This is a genomic window from Laceyella sacchari (assembly GCF_024927925.1).
GTDB classification, from domain to species: Bacteria; Bacillota; Bacilli; order Thermoactinomycetales; family Thermoactinomycetaceae; genus Laceyella; species Laceyella sacchari.
On record NZ_CP103866.1, the window covers coordinates 467512 to 490610 of the forward strand.

Here is a 23099-nt window from a genome sequence, read left to right on the forward strand (position 1 = left end):
GCATACTTAGGGGTGGATCGTTTGCGAAACAAAAGGTACGGACCAAGCCGCCACTCAACACGCCCTCTTTCATGGTATCGTGGAAACAACGAATTGAAAATCAACCTCGTCAGCCCGGATACGCAAGAAGTACGCTTCTCTGAAAGACATCCCATCATCATGCGTATCTTGACAGTGGAAATTATTCTGGCTGTGATCGCGCTTTTTGCTTATCTGTATGTGTATTCTTATAAAGCCAGTTATTTATCCTATTTTGGCATTCCTCATTATTACACGGAAGTGACCATCGCTGAAATGCTAAATAGCAGTTGGTTGATTGTCACCTTCATCGAGATGTTGCTGTTTGCCATTTATGGGATCATGGCTATTTGCACATATCATATTGTTAATCAGATGGGGATTGCCACCCCATCGCCATGGAAAAAGCGCAGAATCCATGTGCTGGCGCAGATCGTCTGTTTCGTTCTTTTCCTTGGAGCCTATTTCATTTTCTCAAGAGAAACCGATCGGCTTTTTGCCATCTGGGGTAATGCGCAAAGTGATTTTGATTTGCAGTTCATGATACAAGACTTGTCCACCTTGAATGAAATTCCCTTGATTACATTGATTGTTATTTCGTTTTATGTTTTTTTTCAAAAGCGAACCATGCCGGATCGATCACAGCAGATCATGTATTGGGTCAGCTTTTTCACATTTCTGTTTTCCCTTTTTTTCTTTTTGGTACTCACCTATTCCCATTCAGTGATTCAAGGCCAAGGCGCCGCAATGTATAACCAAGTTTATCCATTCGTCGTTGAGGATGGGAAAGTGACTAACAAATTGATTGTGGGCACCTATCAGGACCAGTATCTCGTCGTTCACCTGACAAACAAAAAGCGGACCATGAAGACGAGATATGGGCAAAGGCAATTTTACACTGTCGATGACACATATCAACTTATGCCGATCAAAGAGGATGGCCCCAAAGTGGACATTACTGTCACCAATGCTACTGGAAAACGGGTCGCAGCAGGAACGGAAAAACAGAAAGAGATAAAATTCGTGAGATTAAGGCTCAAATACGGGGTTGCGAGAGAATATGATTACAAGTATTTGCATCATGTGCAAATGGACTTTGAACCATTTCCTTTAAAGAAACCCGAAGGAGGAATAAAATGAACGGCCTCCCTGTATTGCTTGTGGTCGCAGTTTTGTGTTTAAGCTCGTGCGCCAACCGCGATCCGGATCCGGATGTCCTAAAGCCCATCAAGGTGACGCAATTCAGTAATCGATTCACCAAATGTTTAAGTGACCAAGGCGGAGGGACGTTGAGAAGCAATGAGACACTTTATGTAACAGATGAGAATATTCCGTTTGATGAAGACAAATCTATGATTCGCTACCCGGCATATGGAGATTTTACCGTGCAAAAAGTAACGGATGCCAAAATGGAAGATCGCATGCTCAATGATGGCAATGTGGCCGTTTCTTTTCTACAGATCAAACTCTTGCGGGCCACAGACATCAGAGACGTGCGCATCAAGAGAGCGTTGGACAACAACCCGCAAATGACAGATTACTTTCTGTACGTCAAGTACAGAGTGGAAAACAAAACAGAAGTGCCACTTAAAATAGACAGCACCAACGGTTATCATTACCCCTTTTGCCACCTCAAACTGATGAAGGGCCAAGCCATTCTCCGTGAAGGAACCTTTAATGTGATTAGCCAAGACAAGGTGTTTACCGCTTGGACAAATGATGATTTGACGGAGATTATTGAGCCGAATGTCCCTGTTGATAATTTCATGTTGATTAACTTAAATGGCGTAAGCCCAGAAACAGTGAGAGAGGTGGATCGTTTGGATTTCACCATTGCTAGATTTTTGACATTGGAAGATGAAGAAGTCGCCTCAAAAGGCGGGGATGTCTCCTTTTCATTGCGAGAGTGGTAAAGCATGCGCAAATCATAAAACGGTGCTGACAAAAGGGGGATCTTTTCTGCATTCTCCTTTCCCAGAGGTGAGGAGTAGTTTTCGTGAATATGTATGATTATTGGATTTTTTCATTGACTATATATTAAATTTTATATTAAATTAACCTGTTAGTTTTATTTAAGATAATTGGCGAGAGGAATTTAAAAAGTTTACCTTCTTTTGCTTGATTCTATTTACGTCCATTTTAAGTGGTGTAGATCGTACTATTTACATTAGAAACCGCATTCAACGTTGAATGCGGTTTATCTTTAGATAGGGGTGTATGAGTACATGGCTGTTTTTAGACAAGAATTATCACGCGCATTTTTGGGGAAAAACTTTTTTCTAGCTTTATTTGTGGCGATTGCTCTTTGCAGTGTGGGGATAATGATGGCTGGTTTACCACGACCAATTGTTGCTGAACAGGCATATTTTCCTTGGGTATTTGGACTAGAGATTTACTCGTTTGTGGTACCGATCATTTGTGTTTGGCCATTTGCGGATACATATGCTATGGAACGTAATAGCGGGTATCTAAATTTTGTGCGGATGCGGATGGAACATCGTACTTATGTGAGAATAAAGTTGTTAATCAATGCGTTGGTTGGTGGGGTAGTTACTTGCGTTCCCACATTGGTGTTCACTATTGTTACTCTAAGTATTTATCCGAAGACGTTTGATGTAGATAACCAAATAGGTGGAGCATTTTCAAGCTTGTTACCAGAGAATGTCGTGCTTTATATGTTTGTTTATGTGTTCCTTCATTTTGTATTTGGAGTCGTTTATGCTACTTTTGGCTTTGGATTATCACTCTACATACGAAAACGTTATTTGATTTTAACGATTCCCTTTATATTCTATCATGTATTTAACTTTGTGTTTGCACAAATTGATATGCTTAGTGCTTTAAAGCCTCCATCAACTTTTTTACCTCATACTGCAAACTACTCAACATGGTGGACTGTTTTTGGCGAACTACTAATTATATTTATGGTTAGTTTAGTGTTTGTTTGGAAAAAGGTATCTAGTCATGAGGTGGAATAATGAATTTTTTGGGTGCTTCCTTTTATCATTTCATTTGGATTGGACTTAAGCGTCAATTCATGAAAGTTAGATGGTATGTATTCTTAATCATTTGTCCTGTCTTATTTTACCAGGAAGCGAATCGATTTATCATTCAGCTAAACAATATGGGAATTCAACAACATGTATTAAATATATGGGACATCTTATTTGATTTGTTCAGCTATAGTTATATTTTCATCTTTATGATTCCGTTTTTTTTATTCTTGGTCAGCGATTTAATGTTTGATCAAGACAGTAAAGAACAGTGGATGTTACGCATTGGTAGTCGTACGGGTTGGTGGTTTGGTAAAGTGGTTATTCTTGCTTTATTAACCTTGTGTTATGTTTTTTTTCTAATGGCGTATGCATATTTGATTGGATTCTTATATCTTCCGTGGGAAGAGGGATGGAGCGTGGCTAAGGTACAGCATTTGTTCCCTTTGCCAGTACAACCACAGATCATAGGGAGCATGGCGCCCAGTATCGTCTTGTTTCAAATAGGATGTTTGTTATATTTCGGGTTATTTACCTTTGGCCTTATAACCTTCATTGCATCCATGTATACACGAAGTGGAGTGTGGGGGCTTATTATCTCTTCGTGTATTCCATTTTTGGGCTATGTCTTATTGTTGTTTCGGATTCCGTTAGTAGAGAGTGCATTGTTATTTCCGCGACATTTTGTGTATCATCTCTTGGATATAAATGATCTTTTCTCATCCTGGTCTCAAGTAGGTATATCGGTTGGGTACTGGATGGTAGTAGCCGTTCTATTATGGATATGGGGTAGTGTAAAAATCTCGAAGGAAGACATAAATCTAGGAGTGGCAGAATGAAAAAAAGATGGTACGCGATCATTGCATGTGGTCTCTTCGCCTTGGTCAGTTGGAGTAGCGCCGCTATGCTCCGTTCTTCATCAGGTGGTCATGAAGAGTTAATCACTGTATGGGATCTTGTTATGATTTCATTGGGGGGACCCATTGCTCAGGATGATGTATCATTTTATGAATGGTCAAAATGGCTTATTCTCAACTTATTGTTCCTTGTATTAATTGGGAACGCTACGTGCAGTGAATGGGTGGAGCGTGCAACATTTGTTTTGCCGCGCTATTTTAAGCGGAGCAAATGGTGGATAAAGAAGGTTCTTGCATTAGGGGTAACTTCATTTGTTTATTATTTCATGGCTATCTGTACAATTTTAGTGATAGGATCTAGCCAATTTTCATGGGCGGCTCATTTGGGCAAATGGCAAGGAACTGACGGGCCATTGCTGTTTACCGGTATCCATCCATTTACCATGCTAGTATGGGTATTTGTATTATGCTGGAGTACCTGTTTAGCGATGGCAGTCCTACAGCTAGCGTTGGCTGTGAAATGGAAGAGTGTATTTAAGCCAATTCTTTTTATTTCAGTGCTTTATGTCGTTTCTTGTTTTAGTCCTTTACTTGGCAAACAGTTGATAAGATGGTTTCCAGGCAATCAGGGGATGTTTCTTCGGCATACCATGGTAGACCCGTATGTTCCCAGTTTTAGCCTGTCTTGGTCCGTATTTTATAATGCGATTGTTTTGATCCTTTCTATGTATATGGGTTATTTGTATGTGAAAAAAGCCGATATATTCGGATATGCGCATAAAGATAGTTTGCAATAAAAACGTAGTCGGAGGTTTTCATAATGGAATCTAAATTGGCAGTGAAATTAGATAACGTTTCGAAGATCATTGATAAAAAGCAGATACTTAGTCAAGTCAATCTGGAAGTGGCAGAAGGGAAGATTGTTGGCTTAGTCGGCAGAAATGGGTCAGGTAAAACCATGATATTTCGAATGATTAGTGGTTTTGTTTATCCGACAGAAGGGCGCATTTTTGTTTTTGATAAAGAAGTAGGCAAAGATGGAACCTTCCCGCAAGACGTAGGTGTGATTATCGAAACACCAGGGTTTATTCCTGAATATAGTGGCTTTAAGAATTTGAAAATGTTGGCTTCACTAAGAAATAAAATATCTGATGCGGACATTGAACAAGTAATGGAGCAAGTAGGTCTTGATCCCCGTGATAAAAAGGCCGTTCGTAAGTATTCATTGGGAATGCGCCAGCGATTAGGGATTGCACAAGCCATCATGGAACAACCAAAACTCCTCTTATTGGATGAACCTACAAATGGATTAGACACGGATGGAGTGGAAATGCTTCATCAACTTCTATTAAACTTACGCAAAGATGGGGTAAGTATTCTTTTGGCAAGTCATTATATGGAGGAAATCGAGAAGTTGTGTGATGAAGTTTATAAAGTAGAAAAGGGAACAGTAACACCGATCTCCGATTTTAAAAGTTGAGGACATATGTGGATGCAATAAGAAACGACGATGAGAAAAGTGATGCCACTCATCGTCGTTTTTTACCTATTTAGATTAATTCAAGTGCTAAACCTAATCCAATTAATGCAACAGCTACAACGATCGCCACAATAATCACATTCGCGCCAAAATCGAAAAGTTTATTAGCCGAATCTTTTTTGTTTTGAAAAACGGCCATCCCGCAGGCAATCCCTAGGGGCTGAGGGGAGGAGTGACAGATCCTGCGATTCTGTCCCAGTGGGCATTACCTATGGAGATGGCACGTTTTCTCACCGTATGGGACGCGTAATTTTTGAGGGGAAACCAATCCAAACAACCTTGCTTCACCGAACCTATATTCAGTTATTGACCTTTTTTGTCCCCAATATTCCTTGATTATGAGCATAAACGATGGGATCTCTGGGACGTGGCGCATATGATTGATTGAGCACTAGCTACGGGTACGTAGTAATGTATTTTTCCAGGTGAAGGAAATGAGCCGATTGGTCTATCCCCATGAACCACATCGCTGCGGCAATCATTGTCCCCATAACGACCTTTAAACTTTGTTTCTAGGGCGTGTCTGGTGAATGATTAATTGAGCCACATGATCAAGGAAATCAAGGTAATGGCAGCACAAAAATAAACCGCCCGTTTTTCATAACGAGTGGCGAAGCCACGCCATTGCTTCAGGCGGTTAATACAGCGTTCAATCACGTTTCGGCGTGAATATTGTTCTTTGTTGAAGGTCAGAGGACGTCCCGGCTTTTTTGCCCGACGCTCCGCCTGATCTCTGCGTTCGGGGATGGTATGGGAAATCCCACGTTTTTGAAGAAATCGACGACAAGACGGATAACTGTAGCCGCGATCGGCAATCAGATGATCCGGCCTCTTGCGAGGCCTTCCTTTTCCCAAACAGGGAACGGAAATGGAATCGAGTAATGCTTGTAATTGGGTACAGTCATGCTGTTGACCGGGAGTGATTGTAAAAGCAAGCGGTCGACCTTTTCCGTCACAAGCAAGATGGATTTTGGTCGTCAGACCTCCGCGGCTTCGTCCGAGTGCCTCATTCTGGAAGCGAGGGTCCCCCTTTTTTCGGCGCGCCTGCGGCGTGCTGATGAGCTCGGACAATCGTGCTGTCAACGAAAACAACCCAATCGACATCGGAAACGGCGTGGGAGTAAGTCTGAACATGCTTAAGCAAGCGATCCCACGTCCCATCCTTTTGCCAACGTGTAAAACGATAGTAGCAAGTTTTCCAAGAACCATAACGTGCAGGCAGATCCCGCCAGGGAGCTCCCGTCCCAAACTTCCATAGGATTCCGTCCAAAATGGTTCGGTGGTCTTTCCACTGTCCGCCTCGTTTCCCATTCGAAGGCAATAAAGGCTCGATCTTTTCCCAAGCCTCATCTGTAATCTCATAACGCCGTCTCATCATGATGTCTCCTTGCTTTTGTTGTTATGAACATTCTAACAGGAAAACATGATGGATTCACCAGACACGCCCTAGTTGGTATCATATTCATCCATTTTGTCCTTGCCTTTTTGCTCTACGAGTTTTTCTATTTTCTCTTGGTTCTCCTTTAAGAGTTTTATTAAGGAGTCATAACGACTCTTTCTATATTCATCAATTTTATCCGCACGATTATTGATCAACTCTTCAACTTTATCACCTTCTTCGATAGACAATTTATCAGTACTCTCCAAATGGCTCAGGGCAGTTCTCATATGATGTGACTCTGTAGAAGATAGTTTATCTATTCCAAGCCCCGTAAAAGTGAGATTTTGCAATTCTCGTTCCTTTCGAGTAAATTGATGAATAATGTTACTAGTATTTCTAACTTTCCACATTAACCATTCTTCCCAGATTTTCATTCTTTGGGTATCAAAATATCGCCGTAACTCATCATCATTACGGACTGTTGCATATTCGCCGCCACCAGCCTTAGCAACTTCCTGCAACGCCTTTTGACCCGCATTGTCCACATCAAATCCGATAATATTTACCACGGCTTTGACATTGGATTTATTCAACTCTTGCGCCACTTGAACCGGATTTCCGCCACAAGTTTCAATGCCGTCACTTACTACATAAATCAAATTTTTTGAGGGGCCAGTTATTTTCGACAGATCATTGGCAGCTTCTTTCATTGCCAATGCAATCGGTGTCCATCCGGTGGGTTTAAACTTGTCCAATGCTTTGCTAAACGTTTGTTGATCGTATTTGCCCAAAGGATAAACGACTTCGGTGCTCTTACAAGAGAGGTCTTTATCTTTATCAGCATTGCTGCCTTTATGGCCATACACCCTTAAAGAGACATTTGCATGTGTGGAAAGTGAAGAAGCGAAACGGGAAACGGCTTGTTTCGCAAGGGTCATTTTGGAAAAGCCATCGACCTTGCCAGCCATGCTTCCGGAGGAGTCAATCAAGATCATGACATTCAACTGCTTGCCTGAAGGTGTTTTGAAGTCGCCTGGGTCGCTACTAACGGTATATGTAGTATCAAACGTATCCAGTTTTTTTACATAGGGTTGATAATCCTCTGCAAAAAGCTCAACTAACTTCTGGTATGCTTGTTCCCCCGTGAGATTTTTAGGCAATGCATCCAATTCTCTGTTGGCATTTTCTTTATGATAGGCATCACCCGCATATTTGCCGGGACCTTCTTTTAATATATCTTCGATCTCTGTCGCATACGCTTTTTTAACTTCATTGTTTTGCTCTCCCGACCCTCCCTCTTTTGTCTTGGAGACGGGTGTGGAACATCCGGCAACAGCAACGGAAAAGACAATGAGACTACTTACCACCTTGATATAAAATGAATTCAATCTAATCACCTCTTAAATGAATAGATGGTTTGCAATAAAGCAAACCATATAGTTTGTTTCTACATTATATTCCCGATTTTTCAGCTCTTACCTAATAAAATGTTAAATGCTACTAAAAATATCTTTTTCAACAAATTAGATCTAGATCATAGCACTGAGCAAGACTGAAAAGGATATCCCGCTTTTCAGCCAAGATCCCCGTGGGAGCAAGTATATTCAACCACTGGTTAAGTAAACAAATGACAAAGATGACTATGGAATTTGCCAACTGTTTATGGTTTTATCCTGAAATGAACAAAGCAACCAGTTTATTGTTCCTCAATGTTTGGATTGTTAATTAATCATTACTGGTAAGTAGCGGTGGACTTAGCAAGAAAGAGCGTGGAGGCGTATTGATTGAAGGATGCCCGACCAGTTCTGCAGCACTAGCTACAGGTACGTAGTAATGTATTTTCCCTGATCAGAGTGCATAGGATGTTTAATAAAAACGGTGAAGGGAATGAGCAGATTGGTCTATCCCCATTATATGAATCCATACTTTTATTACGGCAACTTCCCACAGCCTAACCGCCAAGTGTGTGATGCTATACTTGCTGGAATAAAAAGAGAAGCGACGGAGATTGATTTATTGGAGCGGCTAGTCAAATTAGCACCTAATCAAAAGCATAAAAGGGAGATTTTTCACACGTTAGAAGATGAAAAAGCCTATTTGCATCAGTTGACTGATCTGTATGTGATGTTCACGGGAAGACAGCCTGTTTATCAAATTGATCAAATTACATTTGATACTTATGAAGAGGGAATACAAAAAGCTTTTCAAGTGGCAACGAAGGATTATAAAGAAAATTGGAATAGTTATTTGCTTACTCAACATTCGCCAGTGGGCGAGGTGTTTTTAAGTGCTTGTCATAACGAGATGCATCATGCTAACCGATTAAGTTCGTTATCGTTCAATCCATTCGGCATTGAATTAAAAGATTATGGAAAAACGCCTTTTGTTGTGAATATTGAAAAGGCGACAAAGCAAAATAATACGTATCGCACTGCCTTATGGACAGGAGATCATTTGCAAGTGACCTTGATGTGTATCGGTGTTGGCGATGACATTGGGTTAGAGGTTCATCCCAATGTGGATCAATTCTTACGGATTGAACAAGGGCGAGGATTGGTTCAAATGGGTGATAGCAAAGATCGATTGGATTTTAGAGCCGAAGTTTATGATGATTATGCGATCATGGTACCTGCCGGAAAATGGCATAATTTAACGAATACAGGCAATAAACCCTTGAAGCTTTATTCCATTTATGCGCCACCTGAGCATCCTTTTGGTACGGTTCATAGAACGAAAGCAGATGCAATGGAAGCGGAACGATGAGTGGAGTCATAAGTGGAGTAAGGTTGTCTGATAAATAGGCAGCGGCGGAGGAATCGTTTTCCCAATCGCTTCACGCGTGACGGGAAAAGGTTTTTCCGCCGCTTTTACTTGTAGCGATTGGTTGGCATGGTTCTAATAAAGTGAAGTTGTTCCACAATACATACTAGAAAAAATGCTACTGATTGCGATAAGGCAATAACATAATAATTTGACCCATTGAAATCGATTGAAAAAAACAAGAATAAAACCTCTATCTCCTTTTATTGAAACTGCTAAAATTTATTGGTGAGAGGAGAAAGAGGTTAAATCTTCTTCCCTTTGTATATCATCTTGGGACAGCATAATCGAGTTTTCATTAATTTTTTTGATTAAAAGAGGATTTTAAACAATTTCGTCATAATTAATATTTTGTTCAGTTAAAATTAGTGGATAGGAGTTGGTTAATTTTGAATGAATGGTTTAAAAATGCAAAGTCTGATCTAAATCCGAAGCATCCAAAGTCATCTTGGGTAAAGGGGCCAAACGGTGATTATGATGCCGTACCACGCCAATATTTGCAGGCCAAAGCGGATGATTCACTTTCGCCCAAGAAAAAAAATCCATGGGATAAGTAACATAAAAAATAAGGCTCCCATTTCTGGGAGCTTTTAAAGTGCGCCTGCCTATTTATTCCACTAATCATATATTGTTTATATTTCTCCCCCTTTTTAATATAGTTATTTCTGATAAATATAGCTTGTAATAGCTGAGCGTATAGGTGATTAAATGAACTAAATATTGGAGCAGATCGTGGTAGTTTATATAAAGGATATGGCCAGAAACGGGGAGGAGAATGATATTTCTCGAAAATTAGTATATCAGCGGTACGATGGCCGCATCTTAATGTCACATAAATGAACGGGTTCAAACAATGAATCCTCATAAAAAATCACCATATTTGCCACCAGCGTTTGCGGTGGATACCAGTATACTCATTGATCCGTTCTACACATTTCTCCACTTGTTTATTGATCTGCCATCCTTTGAAGCGCATCACTTTCCAACCATGTTTGGACAAAACCGCTGTTTTTTTTCGATCGCGTTTCTTTTGTTCTGGACTAGAGTGAAAAGCGGCTCCATCACACTCGATGGCCAGGCGGTACTTCTTGATAACCAAATCAACCTGGTAACCACAAGTTTCATATTCGGCCTTGACTCGATATCCTTCACGTTTGAGAGCATCGTATAGACGAATTTGAATGGGACTACGGCTGCATTTGATTCGTTGCCAGTCTGGAAAGCGTTTGGTCTGGAATAGTTGTTTAAGGTACATTCCAATCCAGATAAGGTAGTCCCGATCGCGACGAAACTGAACAATGAACTTTGCCACACCAATGGCCTCCCTTTCCTTTATCATTGCTTTGCAAAATAAGTTCGTGGCCACGTAATTTTTCACAAACCTTGCGTTTAGTTCAGATGAACTCCATGTGAATGTTAATAACGGCGGCATTTGCGTATGGGCTAGCAAAACCCCATCCTTAAATATATTAATAATTATATGAATAATCATACATCAGAGGAGATACTTGTAAAAGACCTTTGGAAATCATGGATATCAGGGTGGTCAATGTGTTTCTGGATAAGATAATTTATAAATGAACAAGTCTTTTTTGTTACATTGTTGAAATATTGTTACAAAAAGATTACAAAGGGATTGGTATCATTATTGCAGGGGGAACGTTCATCCTCACAACTGTCAAAGTGGTTATGCACCAAAAGAGGAGAATAGTAGCAAATAATCTAAATTTCCGGGGTGAAACAGATGAAAATCGTGGTAATCGGAGGGGCTGGATTTATCGCTTCACATGTCGTTGATCATTATGTGGCAGAAGGGCATGAAGTGGTTGTTGTGGACAACTTATCCACAGGAAAGCGAGAAAATATCCATCCAGATGCCCGCTTTTATGAACTGGATATTGCTGAACAACGCGACCGACTTGAAGAGGTTTTAAGAGAAGAACAGCCGGAAGTGGTTAACATCCATGCTGCACAAAAATCGGTGCCAAAGTCTGTTGAAGACCCGCTTTTAGATTTAAAAATCAACGTGGAGGGGCTAATCAACGTTCTTGAGATCTGCAAGAAGGTGGATGTCAAGAAGGTGATCTTTGCTTCATCTGGTGGGGCCTTGGCCGGGGAGACCGATCAAATCCCAACACCTGAAAATTTAAACCCACAGCTGATTTCGCCGTATGCCATCAACAAGTTGGCATGCGAGAAGTATTTGCATTACTATGCTGCGATATTTGGCATGAAATATACTGTATTGCGTTACGCAAATATATTTGGGCCAAGACAGATTCCAGATGGCGATTGTGGAGTAACGCCGATCTTCATGAACAATGTGTTGGCTGATCGTCCATCTGTTCTCTTTGCATATGAGGATATGCCAAAAGGGACGACCCGTGACTATCTCTATGTTGAAGATGCTGCACGTGCCAATGTGCTTGCTCTGACGAAAGGTGACGATCAGGTCTTGAATATTGGAACGGGGATCGAAACATACACGGAAGACCTGTACCATGTCATTCTCAAAGTTTCTGGCAAAGATCTGCCTCTGGTTAGAGAAAAAGAAAGAACAGGTGACGTAAAACGAAGTGCACTTGACTCTACTCGGGCCAAGGAAGTATTGAATTGGGAGCCGACGTTGAGTTTGGAAGAAGGGATTCAGAAAACGTATGATTACTTTCTGAGCATACAACAATCCAAAGAAAAAACGCCTAGGTTACTAGGCGTTGAGAATGTTGACAAACCCTGCGAATCAACTTTGTTGATCGCAGGGTTTTTGTATATAAAAGGGATATAAACAATTAATGGATGAATATCAACCCATATAAACTTAAAACCACCTCCCTTACCTGCTCTCGAAAGCAGCATAGCCAACTTTTTTATGTTTTGAGCCACAGCAGTTAGGAGGCATTGCTCTTGAATTTTTGCAAGCCCCCTGTAGCGTGCGTATCGAAGACCATGAAGTTCCTTCGCGTCAGCGAAGCTACGTTCAATCGTTTCTTTTCGACGCTTATATAAAGTTTTTCCACGTGGGCTCAAGCGATTTTGTCTAACCCACTCTTTTGCATCTTCCCATACATGACGTGTTAGGATTTTTGTGTGGTTCTTTGACTTTGTGCAATTCTTAAGAAAAGGACATTGCTTACAAATCTCGGGATTGGATTTGTACTGTCTGTATCCTTCACGGTTGGTCGTTCGATATGTAAGTTGATGCTTTGCTGGACAAAGATATACATCTTGCTCAGGAATATACTTAAATCTCCATTTCGGAAAGAGGTCTTTATCTGGTCGAAAACTCCGATGTGCAATAACCGTAAAGATTCCTTGTCCTCTCAATTCACGACAAATAGGCATAGTTAAATAACCAGAATCCAGAGCAACAGCTTTCACCGAAAAGCCGAAGCGGCTTTTCTGACGATTTAACCTTTCTAAATAAGGAACTGAATCATGGACATTTCCTGGTGTAACAAATACATCTGTAATGAAGTTATGTAAACCATCGACAGTACGATGATCGAGATAGAAAAAGCCTTCGGGTTTTCCATCTCGAACCATATAACCACTATCTGGATCGGTCGTACTTACACGAATTTCTTTCGTTTCAACCTTTATGGGCTTTTTTTTTAAAGGCTTCTTTCCGTGCTCTTCTCGATCTTGCTCAATTGCTTGTTCTAAATCATCCATATATCCTTTGGGAGTAACTTTAACTAATTGTTTTTTGAACTTTCCTTTATTGGCATTGGCTTTAAGAAAAGTGGAGTCACTAAAAAGCTCTTTTCCTTGAATAAATCCATGTTGGATCGCCTGAATGACAATTTCATCAAATATTTCCTGATAAATAGTGGAGCTTTGGAACCGTCTTCGACGGTTTTGACTGAAAGTAGATGCATGTGGGACTGGGTCGGTTAGAGATAACCCTACAAACCAACGGTAAGCGATGTTAACTTTAATCTCCTCAATGAGTCGGCGTTCGGAACGAATGCCGAACAAATATCCAATGAGTAGCATTTTAAATAACATAATTGGGTCAAGACATGGACGCCCATTATCTTGGCAGTATAATTCTTTACATTTCTCAGCAATGAAGGAGAAGTCGATCGTTTCATTAATTTTCCGTAACAAGTGATCTCGTGGAACTAATTCTTCTATGTTAACTAGTTCTGGTTGATGTTCTTTACTCGGGTTTGTTCTAAACATAGAAAAAACTCCTTATAGAGTGTTTTTTATTGATTCGACAAAAAAGGCTGCTGACCCTGCCTTTCAAGGCAGTTTGTCAGCAGCCTCACGCCTAGGTTACTAGGCGTTTTTTATTTGGTAACTAGCATTTTCAGTTGGCTTGTTAAGAAACTTATCCTACTATGTGGAAAAAGTAAGATTCATGTTATAAAAAACTGTTGGCTTTTTCACCAACGTTTTTACCTCACTTCATTTCTTTGTTGAGCTTTTTAAGAATAGGGATGGCTAATAGTAAAGCGCGAATAAATAAAACTAAAGCAAATAGACTGACAGGAATCAATAATAAAGTACCTAAAGCAATAATTAAAGGAAAAATCTCATTACCGCTTACTCCCATGGTGTACCCTCCTTGAAATAGATAATCGCGACTAATTTATTTAAAATTTGAACAACTCACATAAAATATATCATTACCTACGAATAATCTCAATAAATTGGCATGACTTCTCGATTTAGTACCAATCATCATTAAAGAGGGGACACATAATGAAAAAACTAGCTCTAAAGTGCGTGTGCTTCTTTTTATACCAATTAGTTTTATTTGTAACAGGTAACATCATTGGTGTGTATGACCTTGATCTTTTAGGTATATTAACTATTTCTTCGATTGTGTCAGCAATATATTTCGTTTGGAATTATATAAAATATAGGAGGTTGAACAAGTGATGGGCGATCAATTATTTATAAAGATTAGTAATACAAGGGCTGGTGAATGCATTCATACAAAAGAAAGACGAATGATGATATTTAAAGAAAATTACCTTAATTGAGGGGGATTTCTGTAGGGATTGCGAAAGGATATATATGCGCTCTTTCGTAATCCTCTCCCAGGTTTGACGATTTCAGATGTCTACAAGGCAGATGAATGAACAGGTCAAAATACAATTAATCCCTTATGTCTATCATTTTTTTAAGACTTAACAAATGATAAAATAAAATTCATAACCCAAGTCGGAAAGGTTGAACATACAGATGAGTTCCGTCATCAATCCTATTCAAATCGGGGTGTGCGGCTGGGGAGATCATGACCTCTATCCGCCAGGGACGCAGGCTAGAGAGAAGTTAGCGATCTATGCCGCGCATTTCCCGGTGGTAGAAGTGGACAGCACCTTTTATGCGATTGCGCCAGTGGAACGGATGGAGCGTTGGGTGAATGAGACGCCGGAGAGTTTTCGATTTGTGGTGAAGGCGTATCGGGAATTGACTGGGCACGGACGGCTGGAGAAGGCACCGGTGCGTCCTTGGCGGGAGCTGGTCGAGGACATGCGGGCATCGCTTGAACCGATGTTGCGCGCAGGCAAGCTGGAAGCGGTGCTGTTCCAATTTCCGCCGTGGTATGATTGTTCGCAAAAACATGTGAAGTATATCCGACGGGTGCGGGAAGCATTTCGGGATGTGCCGGTGGCGGTGGAATTCCGCAACCAAAGCTGGTTTTATCCTGACTTTCACGACAAAACCCTTCGGTTGTTGGAACGGGAACAATGCATTCATGTCATTTGTGATGAACCCCAAGCGGGAGAAGGATCGGTACCCTTGGTGGTGGCAGCGACGGTGCCGGAGCAGGCGATTGTCCGTTTTCATGGGCGCAATGTTGCTGGTTGGAACAACACCGGCCAACCCAATTGGCGTGATGTCCGCTATGCTTACCGTTATGAGGAAGCTGAGCTGGCGGAGTGGGTAGGTTATGTGCGGCAGTTGGAACAGAGGGTGAAACGGATCACGTTGCTATTCAATAATAACTCTCAAGGGGATGCGGTCGACAGCGCCAATCTGATGATGCGGTTGCTCGGAGTAGAGTTTGCGGGCTTGGCCCCGCGCCAGCTGGGCATTTTTTAAGTCGAGGGGGTGAACGGCCCCAGTGGGCTGTCGGCTGAGCGCGTCCGAAGAGTGCAGATGGGATGATGACGCAAAATGGAATGGATGCTGTTGTTTGTGGTCGGTCTACTAGCCGGCACGTTGGGAAGTCTGGTCGGATTGGGCGGTGGCATCGTGATCGTGCCGGCGCTCATTTATCTGGCGGGGGTTCATCCAGCTTTCCAAGGGATCACACCGTCTGTGGCTGTAGGGACTTCATTGTTGTTGATTGTTTTGACCGCGCTGAGTTCCACTTTGTCTTTTCTCAAGCAGGGGCGGGTGGATGTGAAAAGCGGGTTTGTGTTTTTTTTGGCTTGTGGCCCAGGTGCGATGGTGGGCGCGTGGATAACTCGCCTGTTTCAATCCGACACGTTTTTCGCTGCTTTTGGTTGCTTGATGTTATTGGTATCATGGTTGTTGCGCGTCAAGGAGAAAGGGACGGCTCGCCCTGTGCGGTTGGATGTGATTAAGACATACACTGACCCAGCCGGAACAGAGTATGAGTACGGCTATCATCGGTTGACTGCCTTGGGCCTCTCTTTCCTGGTAGGCGTGATATCTGGGTTGTTTGGCATCGGAGGCGGTTCGCTGTTGGTGCCGATGATGATCATGCTATTCCGGTTTCCGCCACATGTGGCTACCGCCACCTCCATGCTGATTATCTGCCTTTCCTCGATTGCAGCCAGTGTGATGCACGTGGTTCAAGGCAATATTCACTGGCTTTCGGCGCTGGTGCTGGCACCGGGGGCGTGGATGGGTGGCAGGGCCGGGGCTTGGATTTCGGCAAAGTTGAGCGGTCGCACCCTGTTGAATCTGTTGCGCATTGCGATTATAGTGACAGCTGTGCGCATGATCTTGGACGGGCTCAATTTGGTTTGAAGGAGGGGCGCGTGTGACGCGAGTCGATCGCATTCATTTATTACATACCAATGATTTGCACAGCCATCTGGATCAAACGTCCAAGATGGCGCCGTTGATCGAAGAGTTGCGCGCCCAGTGGCAAGCGCGAAATGAGCGGTCTTTGCTGTTGGACATCGGGGATCATATGGATCGGGTGCGGATGGAAACAGAAGGGACCGATGGTCGGGTGAACGGCACCATCTTGGAACGGATGGGTTATGATTTTGTGACATTGGGCAACAATGAGTTGCTTACCTTTTCCCAAGATCAGCTGGCGGCGGTATACCGGGATGCGCCGTATCAGGTGCTAAGCAGCAATGTGTACGACGTGAAGCGCATGGGGCAGCCGGCTTGGATTCGCCCTTGTTCCCATGTCACTCTGGGTTCGGTGCGGATCGGCATGCTGGCCGCGACCATTCCGTATCAAACCGTTTATGAGCTGATGGGTTGGGATGTGCGAGACCCTGTTTCCACCTTGGCTGAGCATGTGCGCCGCTTGCGCGGGGAAGTGGACTTGATCGTGGTCCTGTCCCATCTGGGTTTGATGAATGATCGGTTGCTGGCGAAGGAAGTGCCAGGGATCGACTTGATCATTGGAGCCCATACGCATCATTTGCTGGAAGAGCTGGAGCGGGTGGGAGACACGTGGCTGGCAGGGGCAGGCAAACACGGGCAGCACCTCGGCCATATCGAAATCGAGGTAGACCCTGACGCAGGCCGTGTGCGGACGATCAAGGGACGGGTTTATCCGCTTGCCAGGCGAGCTGAGGAGCGGGAAATGCAGGAACTGATTGCCCATTATCGTGGAGAAGCCTTGGAAAACATGGCGCAACCGATTCATCAGCTGTCCCGCCCGTTGGGGGTAGACTGGTATGGAGAAAGCCCATTGCCCAATCTGTTGGCGGATGCGCTGTGCGACTGGGTTGGCGCTGAAGCTGCCTTAGTGAACAATGGCCAGCTTTTAGCAGAGATTCCTGCGGGTTCAGTGACCAGACAACAGTTGCACGCGGTGTGCCCTCATCCTATCAATCCCGTGTTGATGATGATCGAAGGGAAAGAGATTCGCCGGACGCTGGAAGAAGCGTTGCTTGATGAGTTTATGACCTTGCCGATTCGTGGATTCGGCTTTCGGGGGGAAGTGTTGGGAACGGTTAGTGTATCGGGAATGGAAGTGTTTTATGACCCGGAGGCGCCGCCTTTTCAACGGATCAAGGAAATCAGGATAAATGGCTCCCGGCTAGAGGAAGAGCAGCTGGTTAGTTTGGCCACGATTGACATGTTTACCTTTGGCATCGGATACATGGGTTTGAAAGAGGGAAAAGTACAAAAATATTATTTGCCAGAGTTCTTACGGGATTTGTTGGCGAAACAATTACAGACGCCCGCCGCTTTGGCGCGGTGCGAAGTTAAACGATGGCACCGGATATGAGAGGAAGATAATGGTTACCTATGGTGACCTCGAAATATGGTATGGACTCCGCTACAATAGGGATAAGGAGGATAGCCGCGATGAGTTTTGTGGATGAAGTTTACTCGTTGTACCGAGATCAGTTAAATGATGACGAAGATGATGCGGTGGCCATTGTGCTCAGCATCTTGGAAGAACAATCCCGGGAGCACGTGTTGCAGATGATCGAGCAGATGACTGATGACGAAGTGGTTCAGATGGTCGGCGTCTACTTGGTGGAAATGTTAAAGATGAAAATGATGCAAGATGGGAAGCTCCCATCGTTTCGCGGGACACCGACTTCTTCGCAAGTGCATTGATAGCCTGGACGTTTGGGCATGAATAAGCGGGCATACCCTATGGGGTGTCCGCTTTTTTGGTTTTGCCGCGATGTGATGGGTCTCACTTTTTTGGGTGTTGGCACATACCTTGATAAGGAATCATCTGGAGGAGGGAACCAAATGATTGCGATGAAACCGATTGAGGTGGAAGGCCATACCGTGTTGGGGATCGAAGTGGCATTGCCGAAAACGACGCTCTTGGTTATCACCACCGAAAAGGGTTATATCATGTGCGGTGCACTGGATGTGGGGCTGTTGAATGAACGGTTGCGAGAGCGGGAGATTATCGCTGCGCGTGCGGAAGGTGTTCGCACTTTGGAACAGCTGATGGACGCGCCATTGACCATGGTAACGCACACGGCCGAGGAGCATGGCATCAGAGCGGGCATGACAGGGAGAGAAGCATTGCTGAAAATGATCTGAAAACATAGCGCCTTTGGAGGAAAAACCGAAGGCGCTTGCATTTGTCCACAAGCGCCGATGAAGCCAAGACAAATATGGTTATAAACCCAATTGTTCTATGGTTGCAGCCATGTCGGCGGGGATTGGTGAAGTGAATCGCATCAGCTCGCCACTGAGTGGGTGAATAAAGGCCATCTCAGCAGAGTGTAGCGCTTGTCGTTTCATAAGAGCGCACGATCCGCCGTAGAGCCGATCCCCGATCAAAGGAGCACCGATATGGGCGAAATGAACCCGGATTTGGTGCGTGCGGCCAGTCTCCAATTCCACGCGGGCGAGGGTGGCTTGGTCATTGTGGTTTAACACGCGGTAATGGGTGATTGCGGGTTCACCGCGTTCTGTAATCTGCCGACGTGTGGGGTGGTGCGGATCACGACCAATCGGGGCGACGATGGTGCCGGAAGCTTGTGGGAGCGGGGCACCGCTGAGGGCAAAATAGACCCGCTCCAGCTTTTTTTCGCGTAATTGACGATCCAACAGCTGATGCATGTAGGCGTTTTTTGCGATGAGGATCAGCCCGGAGGTGTCCCGGTCCAAACGATGGACAGGCCGGACGATTCCGACCCGGCCTTGCTTTGTTAAGTGGTGTAAAATGCCATGTACCAAGGTACCTCGATCAGAAGGGCGTACCGGATGGACGGCCACACCAGCCGGTTTGTCAACAATTATAAGATCGGTGTCTTCATAGATAAGCCCAAATGGCACCGGCTCCGGAGTCAGATCCGATTGTTCCTGGGGTCGGACGGCGACTTTCAAGCGGTCCCCTGTTTTTACTTTTTTCTTAAGATAGGGCGCACGCCCATTGAGCAGAATGCCTTTGCTGCGTGTCAAGCGGTTTAGCATACGCCCAGAGATGAGAAGCGGACCTTTCAGCACTTCTTCGACCGTACGGTTGGCCCACGCTTCGGTAATGGTGTAGGTAATCCATTTGTTGTGGGAAGGTGATTGTTTCATTTGATCGGCCATCTTTCCTATATATGAATATGATGTGGGGATCACTTGTCAGCTGTTCCCCAGTGTTTATTTTCTCCCATGTTTTTGATGGGTACAAGAAAAGCACTTCCCATGAAGGAAGTGCTTGGATTGGTCATCCTTATCTTGTTACGCGAATAACGTTGGCTGCTTGAGGACCACGATCGCCTTGAACGATATCGAATTCGATTGCTTCGCCTTCTTCAAGGGTTTTGAAGCCTTCGGTTTGGATCGCGGAGTAGTGAACGAATACGTCGCCACCATCTTCACGCTCAATGAATCCATAACCTTTTTCAGCATTAAACCATTTTACTTTACCCTTCATCTTTTGGGCCTCCTTACATTTAAGAAAAGCGGCAATTCAAAAGCGGTAATTCCTCAAGCACTTGGAACCTTTTGTTACTTTGAAACAAAGAGGCCGCAAGATGAAACTTGATTGAAGCACCCACTTTTAACGCTCAATCCAATCATATCATGATCAAACTGTTGATGCAAGAAAGATTGGCACAGGGGCCTCACTTGAGCAACTCTTGGTAAGGTGCAATGTCAATGTTGCGCTCTGTTAGTTTTTTTATCAAAAACTTGTGATCCCGTTTGGGAGTAGCAAGGATATAGCCGCGGATAATGTGATCCTGCGACAATTGCTTCGCTTCCTCTTTCACCACCAGCTCCCCGATTTTGCCGGCGATGGTTTGTTTGGCCACGTCGCGGAAGAGTTCGGGCACGGGAGAGACCAGATCATTGAGTAACGCCTTATGCTCATCGGTCCACAAATGGAGTGTTTCCTTTATGTAGTATTCCTGCCAATCGAGAATCGACTTGCCGTCCTCTTTTGGTAACGCTTTAAGGAATTTGCGAAACATAAAGTATCCACCGATGGCCATCAAGCTGATCAATGCAATCCAAAAAAGAACATAAAACCATTGCAACCAAATGGGTCCCGTCATCCGTTACCACCTCGTTTCCTGCTTGTTTTCAACGATTCATTATATCGAAGGCAATCATGCGGTGACAAGCTTGCAAATAAAAAGACCTCTCATCCGGGAGAGGTTCGCATTCGTCAGGATATGATGGATGCAGGATTAAAAGAACAAGTTCATGCCGTACAGGATGAGTGCCCAGCAAGGAATGCTGATCAAGGTGGCGTTGAATAATCCGACCGGTGCGTTGTTCATCAAGATCTCCTCCTGTGATGATTATGTGTATGTGAACCGAAAATCAAATCCGTTTTGTTCATGATACCAGGATATATCAATGATTAACCGATCAGTGCTTGCCAAGTGAAGTAAATCATTGCCCAGCAAGGGATGCTGATCAAGGTAGCGTTGAATAATCCGACCGATGCGTTGTTCATCAAGATCTCCTCCTGTGATGATTATGTGTATGTGAACCGAAAATCAAATTCGTTATGTTCGTGATGCCGAAGGATATATCAATGATTAACCAATCAGTGCTTGCCAAGTAAAGTAGATCATTGCCCAGCAAGGAATGCTGATCAAAGTAGCGTTGAATAATCCGATCGATGCGTTGTTCATTACGTCGCACCTCCGTTTGACTTATCTGTGATCATTATATAGGGCAGGTTGTCGGTTTGTCCCGGATTTTACGCAACTGTAAACCACATGTAATGTTGGGGTAACTTATGGTCAAAAAAAAGACGGAACCTTTACGCCAAATGGAGCATAGACGCTTGGAATCACTGGGAAATCTGGATCGGAAAGCTGGTTTGTAACAGTTTGTAACATAAGAAAACTGCGTGGCACCTCCGAACGGAAGATGCCTCGTGCGAGGTGTGAGCCGTCTGTGTTATCCGTGTGTAACATTAATGAAAAAAAGATAAAAACGCTGATGCCAAGTAAAAAATGTACGGTTAGAATGGGGCTGGATAGTGTGAACAAAATGCAATATCAGATAAGATAGAGATAAGGTGATATACGGGCTTTTTGGCAGGCGCAACGTCCGAAGTGGCTGGGCAAGTGAGAAGAGGAGGGGGACAAGGGGTGAGTGATTTGTTTACAGCGAGTGAGAGGGATGCGGTGCATCGAGTGATAAAGGCTCGGCGGGACATTCGCCATTTTTCAAGCCGACCGGTACCTGAAGAGGCGATGCACCGTATTTTGGAGGCGGCGCATCATGCCCCTTCCGTCGGTTTTATGCAACCTTGGAATTTCATCATGGTCACTTCAAGAGACATCCGCCGTCAGATCAAAGATTCGTTTGAGCGAACCAATCGCCAGCAGTTGGCGCAGTTGACGGAGAAGGAGCGGAAAGAGCTGTATCGGTCGCTAAAACTGGAAGGGATTATGGAGGCCCCGGTCAATGTGGCGGTGACTTGTGACCGGCGCCGGGACGCTCCGTTTGTGTTGGGACGCGGGCCGATGCCGGAAACCGATTTGTATAGCACCTGCCTTGCTATTCAGAACATGTGGTTAGCGGCCCGGGTGGAAGGGATCGGCATCGGCTGGGTGAGCATTTTGGACAAGCCTTTTGTGGAAAAGTTGCTTCAACTTCCAGAAGGAGTGGAACTCGTCGCTTACCTGTGCGTCGGATATCCTAAGCGGTTTGGAGACAAGCCGATGCTGGAGGAGTTGGGTTGGAAAAAGCGATTGGCGTTGGGTGATTTGGTGTTTGAAAATGCCTGGGGGAAACGGTTGTCATCTTTTCAAACCACAGAGGAGGACTAGGCCGTGTCTGGCTAATCAAGTGGATGGAAAACGGATTTGGAGCCGCTGATCTATTCATCAGACACGCCTTAGCCACGGGTTTTGCTACGATGGTGAAGTGGTCATCTTAGGGGCGCGCCGCTACAGGATTGAATGGAATGACACTGAGCAAAGAGCGGTTTTGGGGAGGGTTTTCATGTGGACTTGTTCATGAAATTTGTGGAGGAAAATGTAGATCGCACACAAGACAGCAAAGTGGAGCGCATGATTTTGTTGAAAAAAGAACTGGATAAAGAATTCGCCCATTATTGCCGTAAACGGAACCTCAGTTTCAATGAGGGAATCATTCAACTGATGGAGCAGGCCTTGCAACATGAAAAACAGCACAGCAACCAAACGGTGCAGGAGAAAGAACCCAGCCCCGCCCGGTTTATGGATGATGCATTGTAGGGAGCAGTTCTTGTTCAACAGCAAAGAGAGAAAAGCCAGCAATGAAACGCAGCTGGCTTTTTTCATGCAGTGGATGCACCAAGGGTACCTAATGTGGCAGATAAAAGGAAAAAATGCGGTTAGTCCCGGTTGCTGTAATCTACCGCTTGGCCGGGGCTTTTTGTATAATGAGCGAAAGGG

Annotated in this window: 24 protein-coding genes and 1 pseudogene; 16 read left to right on the top strand and 9 right to left on the bottom strand. The window is 44.0% G+C overall.

Annotation, left to right across the window (positions count from 1 at the left end; translation table 11 throughout):
• Positions 1 to 21 precede the first annotated feature (21 nt).
• The 6 genes from NYR52_RS02530 (at position 22) to NYR52_RS02555 (ending at position 5348) form a co-directional block, all read left to right on the top strand.
• Positions 22 to 1158, top strand: coding sequence for a hypothetical protein (locus NYR52_RS02530; RefSeq protein WP_259436203.1), 1137 nt, complete (start codon positions 22 to 24; stop codon positions 1156 to 1158).
• The gene (locus NYR52_RS02535) at positions 1155 to 1931 is read left to right on the top strand and encodes a hypothetical protein (protein ID WP_132219537.1); all 777 of its coding nucleotides are present in this window, start codon (positions 1155 to 1157) and stop codon (positions 1929 to 1931) included. Before NYR52_RS02530 ends, NYR52_RS02535 begins: the two co-directional genes overlap by 4 nt.
• A gap of 312 nt (positions 1932 to 2243) precedes the next feature.
• Positions 2244 to 2996 carry a hypothetical protein gene (locus NYR52_RS02540; RefSeq protein WP_259436204.1) on the top strand — a complete coding sequence of 251 codons (753 nt, stop codon included), beginning with the start codon at positions 2244 to 2246 and terminating at the stop codon, positions 2994 to 2996.
• Positions 2996 to 3850 carry a hypothetical protein gene (locus NYR52_RS02545; protein WP_259436205.1) on the top strand — a complete coding sequence of 285 codons (855 nt, stop codon included), beginning with the start codon at positions 2996 to 2998 and terminating at the stop codon, positions 3848 to 3850. Before NYR52_RS02540 ends, NYR52_RS02545 begins: the two co-directional genes overlap by 1 nt.
• A complete protein-coding gene (locus NYR52_RS02550) occupies positions 3847 to 4665 on the top strand; it encodes a DUF2705 family protein (RefSeq protein WP_259436206.1) in 819 nt (272 codons plus the stop codon). The genes NYR52_RS02545 and NYR52_RS02550 overlap by 4 nt, the downstream gene beginning before the upstream one ends.
• 23 nt (positions 4666 to 4688) lie before the next feature.
• A complete protein-coding gene (locus NYR52_RS02555) occupies positions 4689 to 5348 on the top strand; it encodes an ABC transporter ATP-binding protein (RefSeq protein ID WP_259436207.1) in 660 nt (219 codons plus the stop codon).
• A gap of 70 nt (positions 5349 to 5418) precedes the next feature.
• Here NYR52_RS02555 and NYR52_RS02560 read toward each other — a convergent pair whose 3' ends face one another.
• The 3 genes from NYR52_RS02560 to NYR52_RS02570 all read right to left on the bottom strand — a co-directional run bounded on the left by NYR52_RS02560 (position 5419) and on the right by NYR52_RS02570 (position 8177).
• Entirely contained in the window at positions 5419 to 5547 is a 129-nt protein-coding gene (locus NYR52_RS02560; protein ID WP_259436208.1) for a hypothetical protein, read from the bottom strand.
• 395 nt (positions 5548 to 5942) lie between these two features.
• A protein-coding gene (locus NYR52_RS02565) for an IS5 family transposase (RefSeq protein WP_375163157.1) occupies positions 5943 to 6783 on the bottom strand; the annotation gives its coding sequence in 2 pieces (ribosomal slippage) (positions 5943 to 6446 and positions 6448 to 6783; 840 coding nt in all).
• A 71-nt stretch (positions 6784 to 6854) separates the two neighbouring features.
• Positions 6855 to 8177 carry a vWA domain-containing protein gene (locus NYR52_RS02570; protein ID WP_259436209.1) on the bottom strand — a complete coding sequence of 441 codons (1323 nt, stop codon included), beginning with the start codon at positions 8175 to 8177 and terminating at the stop codon, positions 6855 to 6857.
• 499 nt (positions 8178 to 8676) lie between these two features.
• Here NYR52_RS02570 and NYR52_RS02575 point away from each other — a divergent pair, with 499 nt between their 5' ends.
• Both NYR52_RS02575 and NYR52_RS02580 read left to right on the top strand, forming a co-directional pair.
• A complete protein-coding gene (locus tag NYR52_RS02575) occupies positions 8677 to 9552 on the top strand; it encodes a cupin domain-containing protein (protein ID WP_132219543.1) in 876 nt (291 codons plus the stop codon).
• Between the two features lie 446 nt (positions 9553 to 9998).
• Positions 9999 to 10166 (top strand): hypothetical protein, encoded by a 168-nt coding sequence (locus NYR52_RS02580; RefSeq protein ID WP_022739106.1) that lies wholly within the window; start codon positions 9999 to 10001, stop codon positions 10164 to 10166.
• 314 nt (positions 10167 to 10480) lie between these two features.
• Here NYR52_RS02580 and NYR52_RS02585 read toward each other — a convergent pair whose 3' ends face one another.
• Positions 10481 to 10921 carry an endonuclease domain-containing protein gene (locus tag NYR52_RS02585; RefSeq protein ID WP_022737721.1) on the bottom strand — a complete coding sequence of 147 codons (441 nt, stop codon included), beginning with the start codon at positions 10919 to 10921 and terminating at the stop codon, positions 10481 to 10483.
• 432 nt (positions 10922 to 11353) lie between these two features.
• Between NYR52_RS02585 and NYR52_RS02590 the strand changes: the two genes are divergently transcribed.
• On the top strand, positions 11354 to 12394 hold the full coding sequence (locus NYR52_RS02590) for an NAD-dependent epimerase/dehydratase family protein (RefSeq protein ID WP_259436210.1): 1041 nt from the start codon (positions 11354 to 11356) through the stop codon (positions 12392 to 12394).
• A gap of 50 nt (positions 12395 to 12444) precedes the next feature.
• Here the strand turns inward: NYR52_RS02590 and NYR52_RS02595 are convergent.
• Both NYR52_RS02595 and NYR52_RS02600 read right to left on the bottom strand, forming a co-directional pair.
• Positions 12445 to 13794 (bottom strand): annotated as a pseudogene (locus tag NYR52_RS02595) (IS1182 family transposase); the annotation flags it as partial.
• Positions 13795 to 14017: 223 nt separating this feature from the next.
• On the bottom strand, positions 14018 to 14170 hold the full coding sequence (locus NYR52_RS02600) for a hypothetical protein (protein ID WP_259436211.1): 153 nt from the start codon (positions 14168 to 14170) through the stop codon (positions 14018 to 14020).
• Between the two features lie 635 nt (positions 14171 to 14805).
• Between NYR52_RS02600 and NYR52_RS02605 the strand changes: the two genes are divergently transcribed.
• The 5 genes from NYR52_RS02605 to NYR52_RS02625 all read left to right on the top strand — a co-directional run bounded on the left by NYR52_RS02605 (position 14806) and on the right by NYR52_RS02625 (position 18798).
• A complete protein-coding gene (locus NYR52_RS02605; RefSeq protein WP_132219545.1) occupies positions 14806 to 15669 on the top strand; it encodes a DUF72 domain-containing protein in 864 nt (287 codons plus the stop codon).
• A 75-nt stretch (positions 15670 to 15744) separates the two neighbouring features.
• Positions 15745 to 16566 carry a sulfite exporter TauE/SafE family protein gene (locus NYR52_RS02610; RefSeq protein ID WP_132219546.1) on the top strand — a complete coding sequence of 274 codons (822 nt, stop codon included), beginning with the start codon at positions 15745 to 15747 and terminating at the stop codon, positions 16564 to 16566.
• Positions 16567 to 16579: 13 nt separating this feature from the next.
• On the top strand, positions 16580 to 18016 hold the full coding sequence (locus NYR52_RS02615; RefSeq protein ID WP_259436212.1) for a bifunctional metallophosphatase/5'-nucleotidase: 1437 nt from the start codon (positions 16580 to 16582) through the stop codon (positions 18014 to 18016).
• 80 nt (positions 18017 to 18096) lie between these two features.
• Positions 18097 to 18354: a DUF6154 family protein gene (locus NYR52_RS02620; protein WP_102991512.1), complete on the top strand. Its 258-nt coding sequence runs from the start codon at positions 18097 to 18099 to the stop codon at positions 18352 to 18354.
• A 141-nt stretch (positions 18355 to 18495) separates the two neighbouring features.
• Positions 18496 to 18798 carry a YunC family protein gene (locus tag NYR52_RS02625; protein ID WP_132219548.1) on the top strand — a complete coding sequence of 101 codons (303 nt, stop codon included), beginning with the start codon at positions 18496 to 18498 and terminating at the stop codon, positions 18796 to 18798.
• A 78-nt stretch (positions 18799 to 18876) separates the two neighbouring features.
• Here NYR52_RS02625 and NYR52_RS02630 read toward each other — a convergent pair whose 3' ends face one another.
• The 3 genes from NYR52_RS02630 to NYR52_RS02640 all read right to left on the bottom strand — a co-directional run bounded on the left by NYR52_RS02630 (position 18877) and on the right by NYR52_RS02640 (position 20753).
• Entirely contained in the window at positions 18877 to 19788 is a 912-nt protein-coding gene (locus tag NYR52_RS02630) for an RluA family pseudouridine synthase (RefSeq protein WP_259436213.1), read from the bottom strand.
• Between the two features lie 139 nt (positions 19789 to 19927).
• On the bottom strand, positions 19928 to 20131 hold the full coding sequence (locus NYR52_RS02635) for a cold shock domain-containing protein (protein WP_022737732.1): 204 nt from the start codon (positions 20129 to 20131) through the stop codon (positions 19928 to 19930).
• Between the two features lie 190 nt (positions 20132 to 20321).
• Positions 20322 to 20753, bottom strand: coding sequence for a DUF2621 family protein (locus tag NYR52_RS02640; RefSeq protein WP_132219550.1), 432 nt, complete (start codon positions 20751 to 20753; stop codon positions 20322 to 20324).
• Positions 20754 to 21806: 1053 nt separating this feature from the next.
• Between NYR52_RS02640 and bluB the strand changes: the two genes are divergently transcribed.
• Together bluB and NYR52_RS02650 are read left to right on the top strand one after the other, a co-directional pair.
• Complete coding sequence (gene bluB, locus NYR52_RS02645) at positions 21807 to 22490, top strand: 5,6-dimethylbenzimidazole synthase (protein WP_259436214.1); 684 nt, start codon at positions 21807 to 21809, stop codon at positions 22488 to 22490.
• A gap of 177 nt (positions 22491 to 22667) precedes the next feature.
• Positions 22668 to 22919, top strand: a complete 252-nt coding sequence (locus NYR52_RS02650; RefSeq protein WP_132219552.1) for a hypothetical protein — start codon at positions 22668 to 22670, stop codon at positions 22917 to 22919.
• Positions 22920 to 23099: the final 180 nt, after the last annotated feature.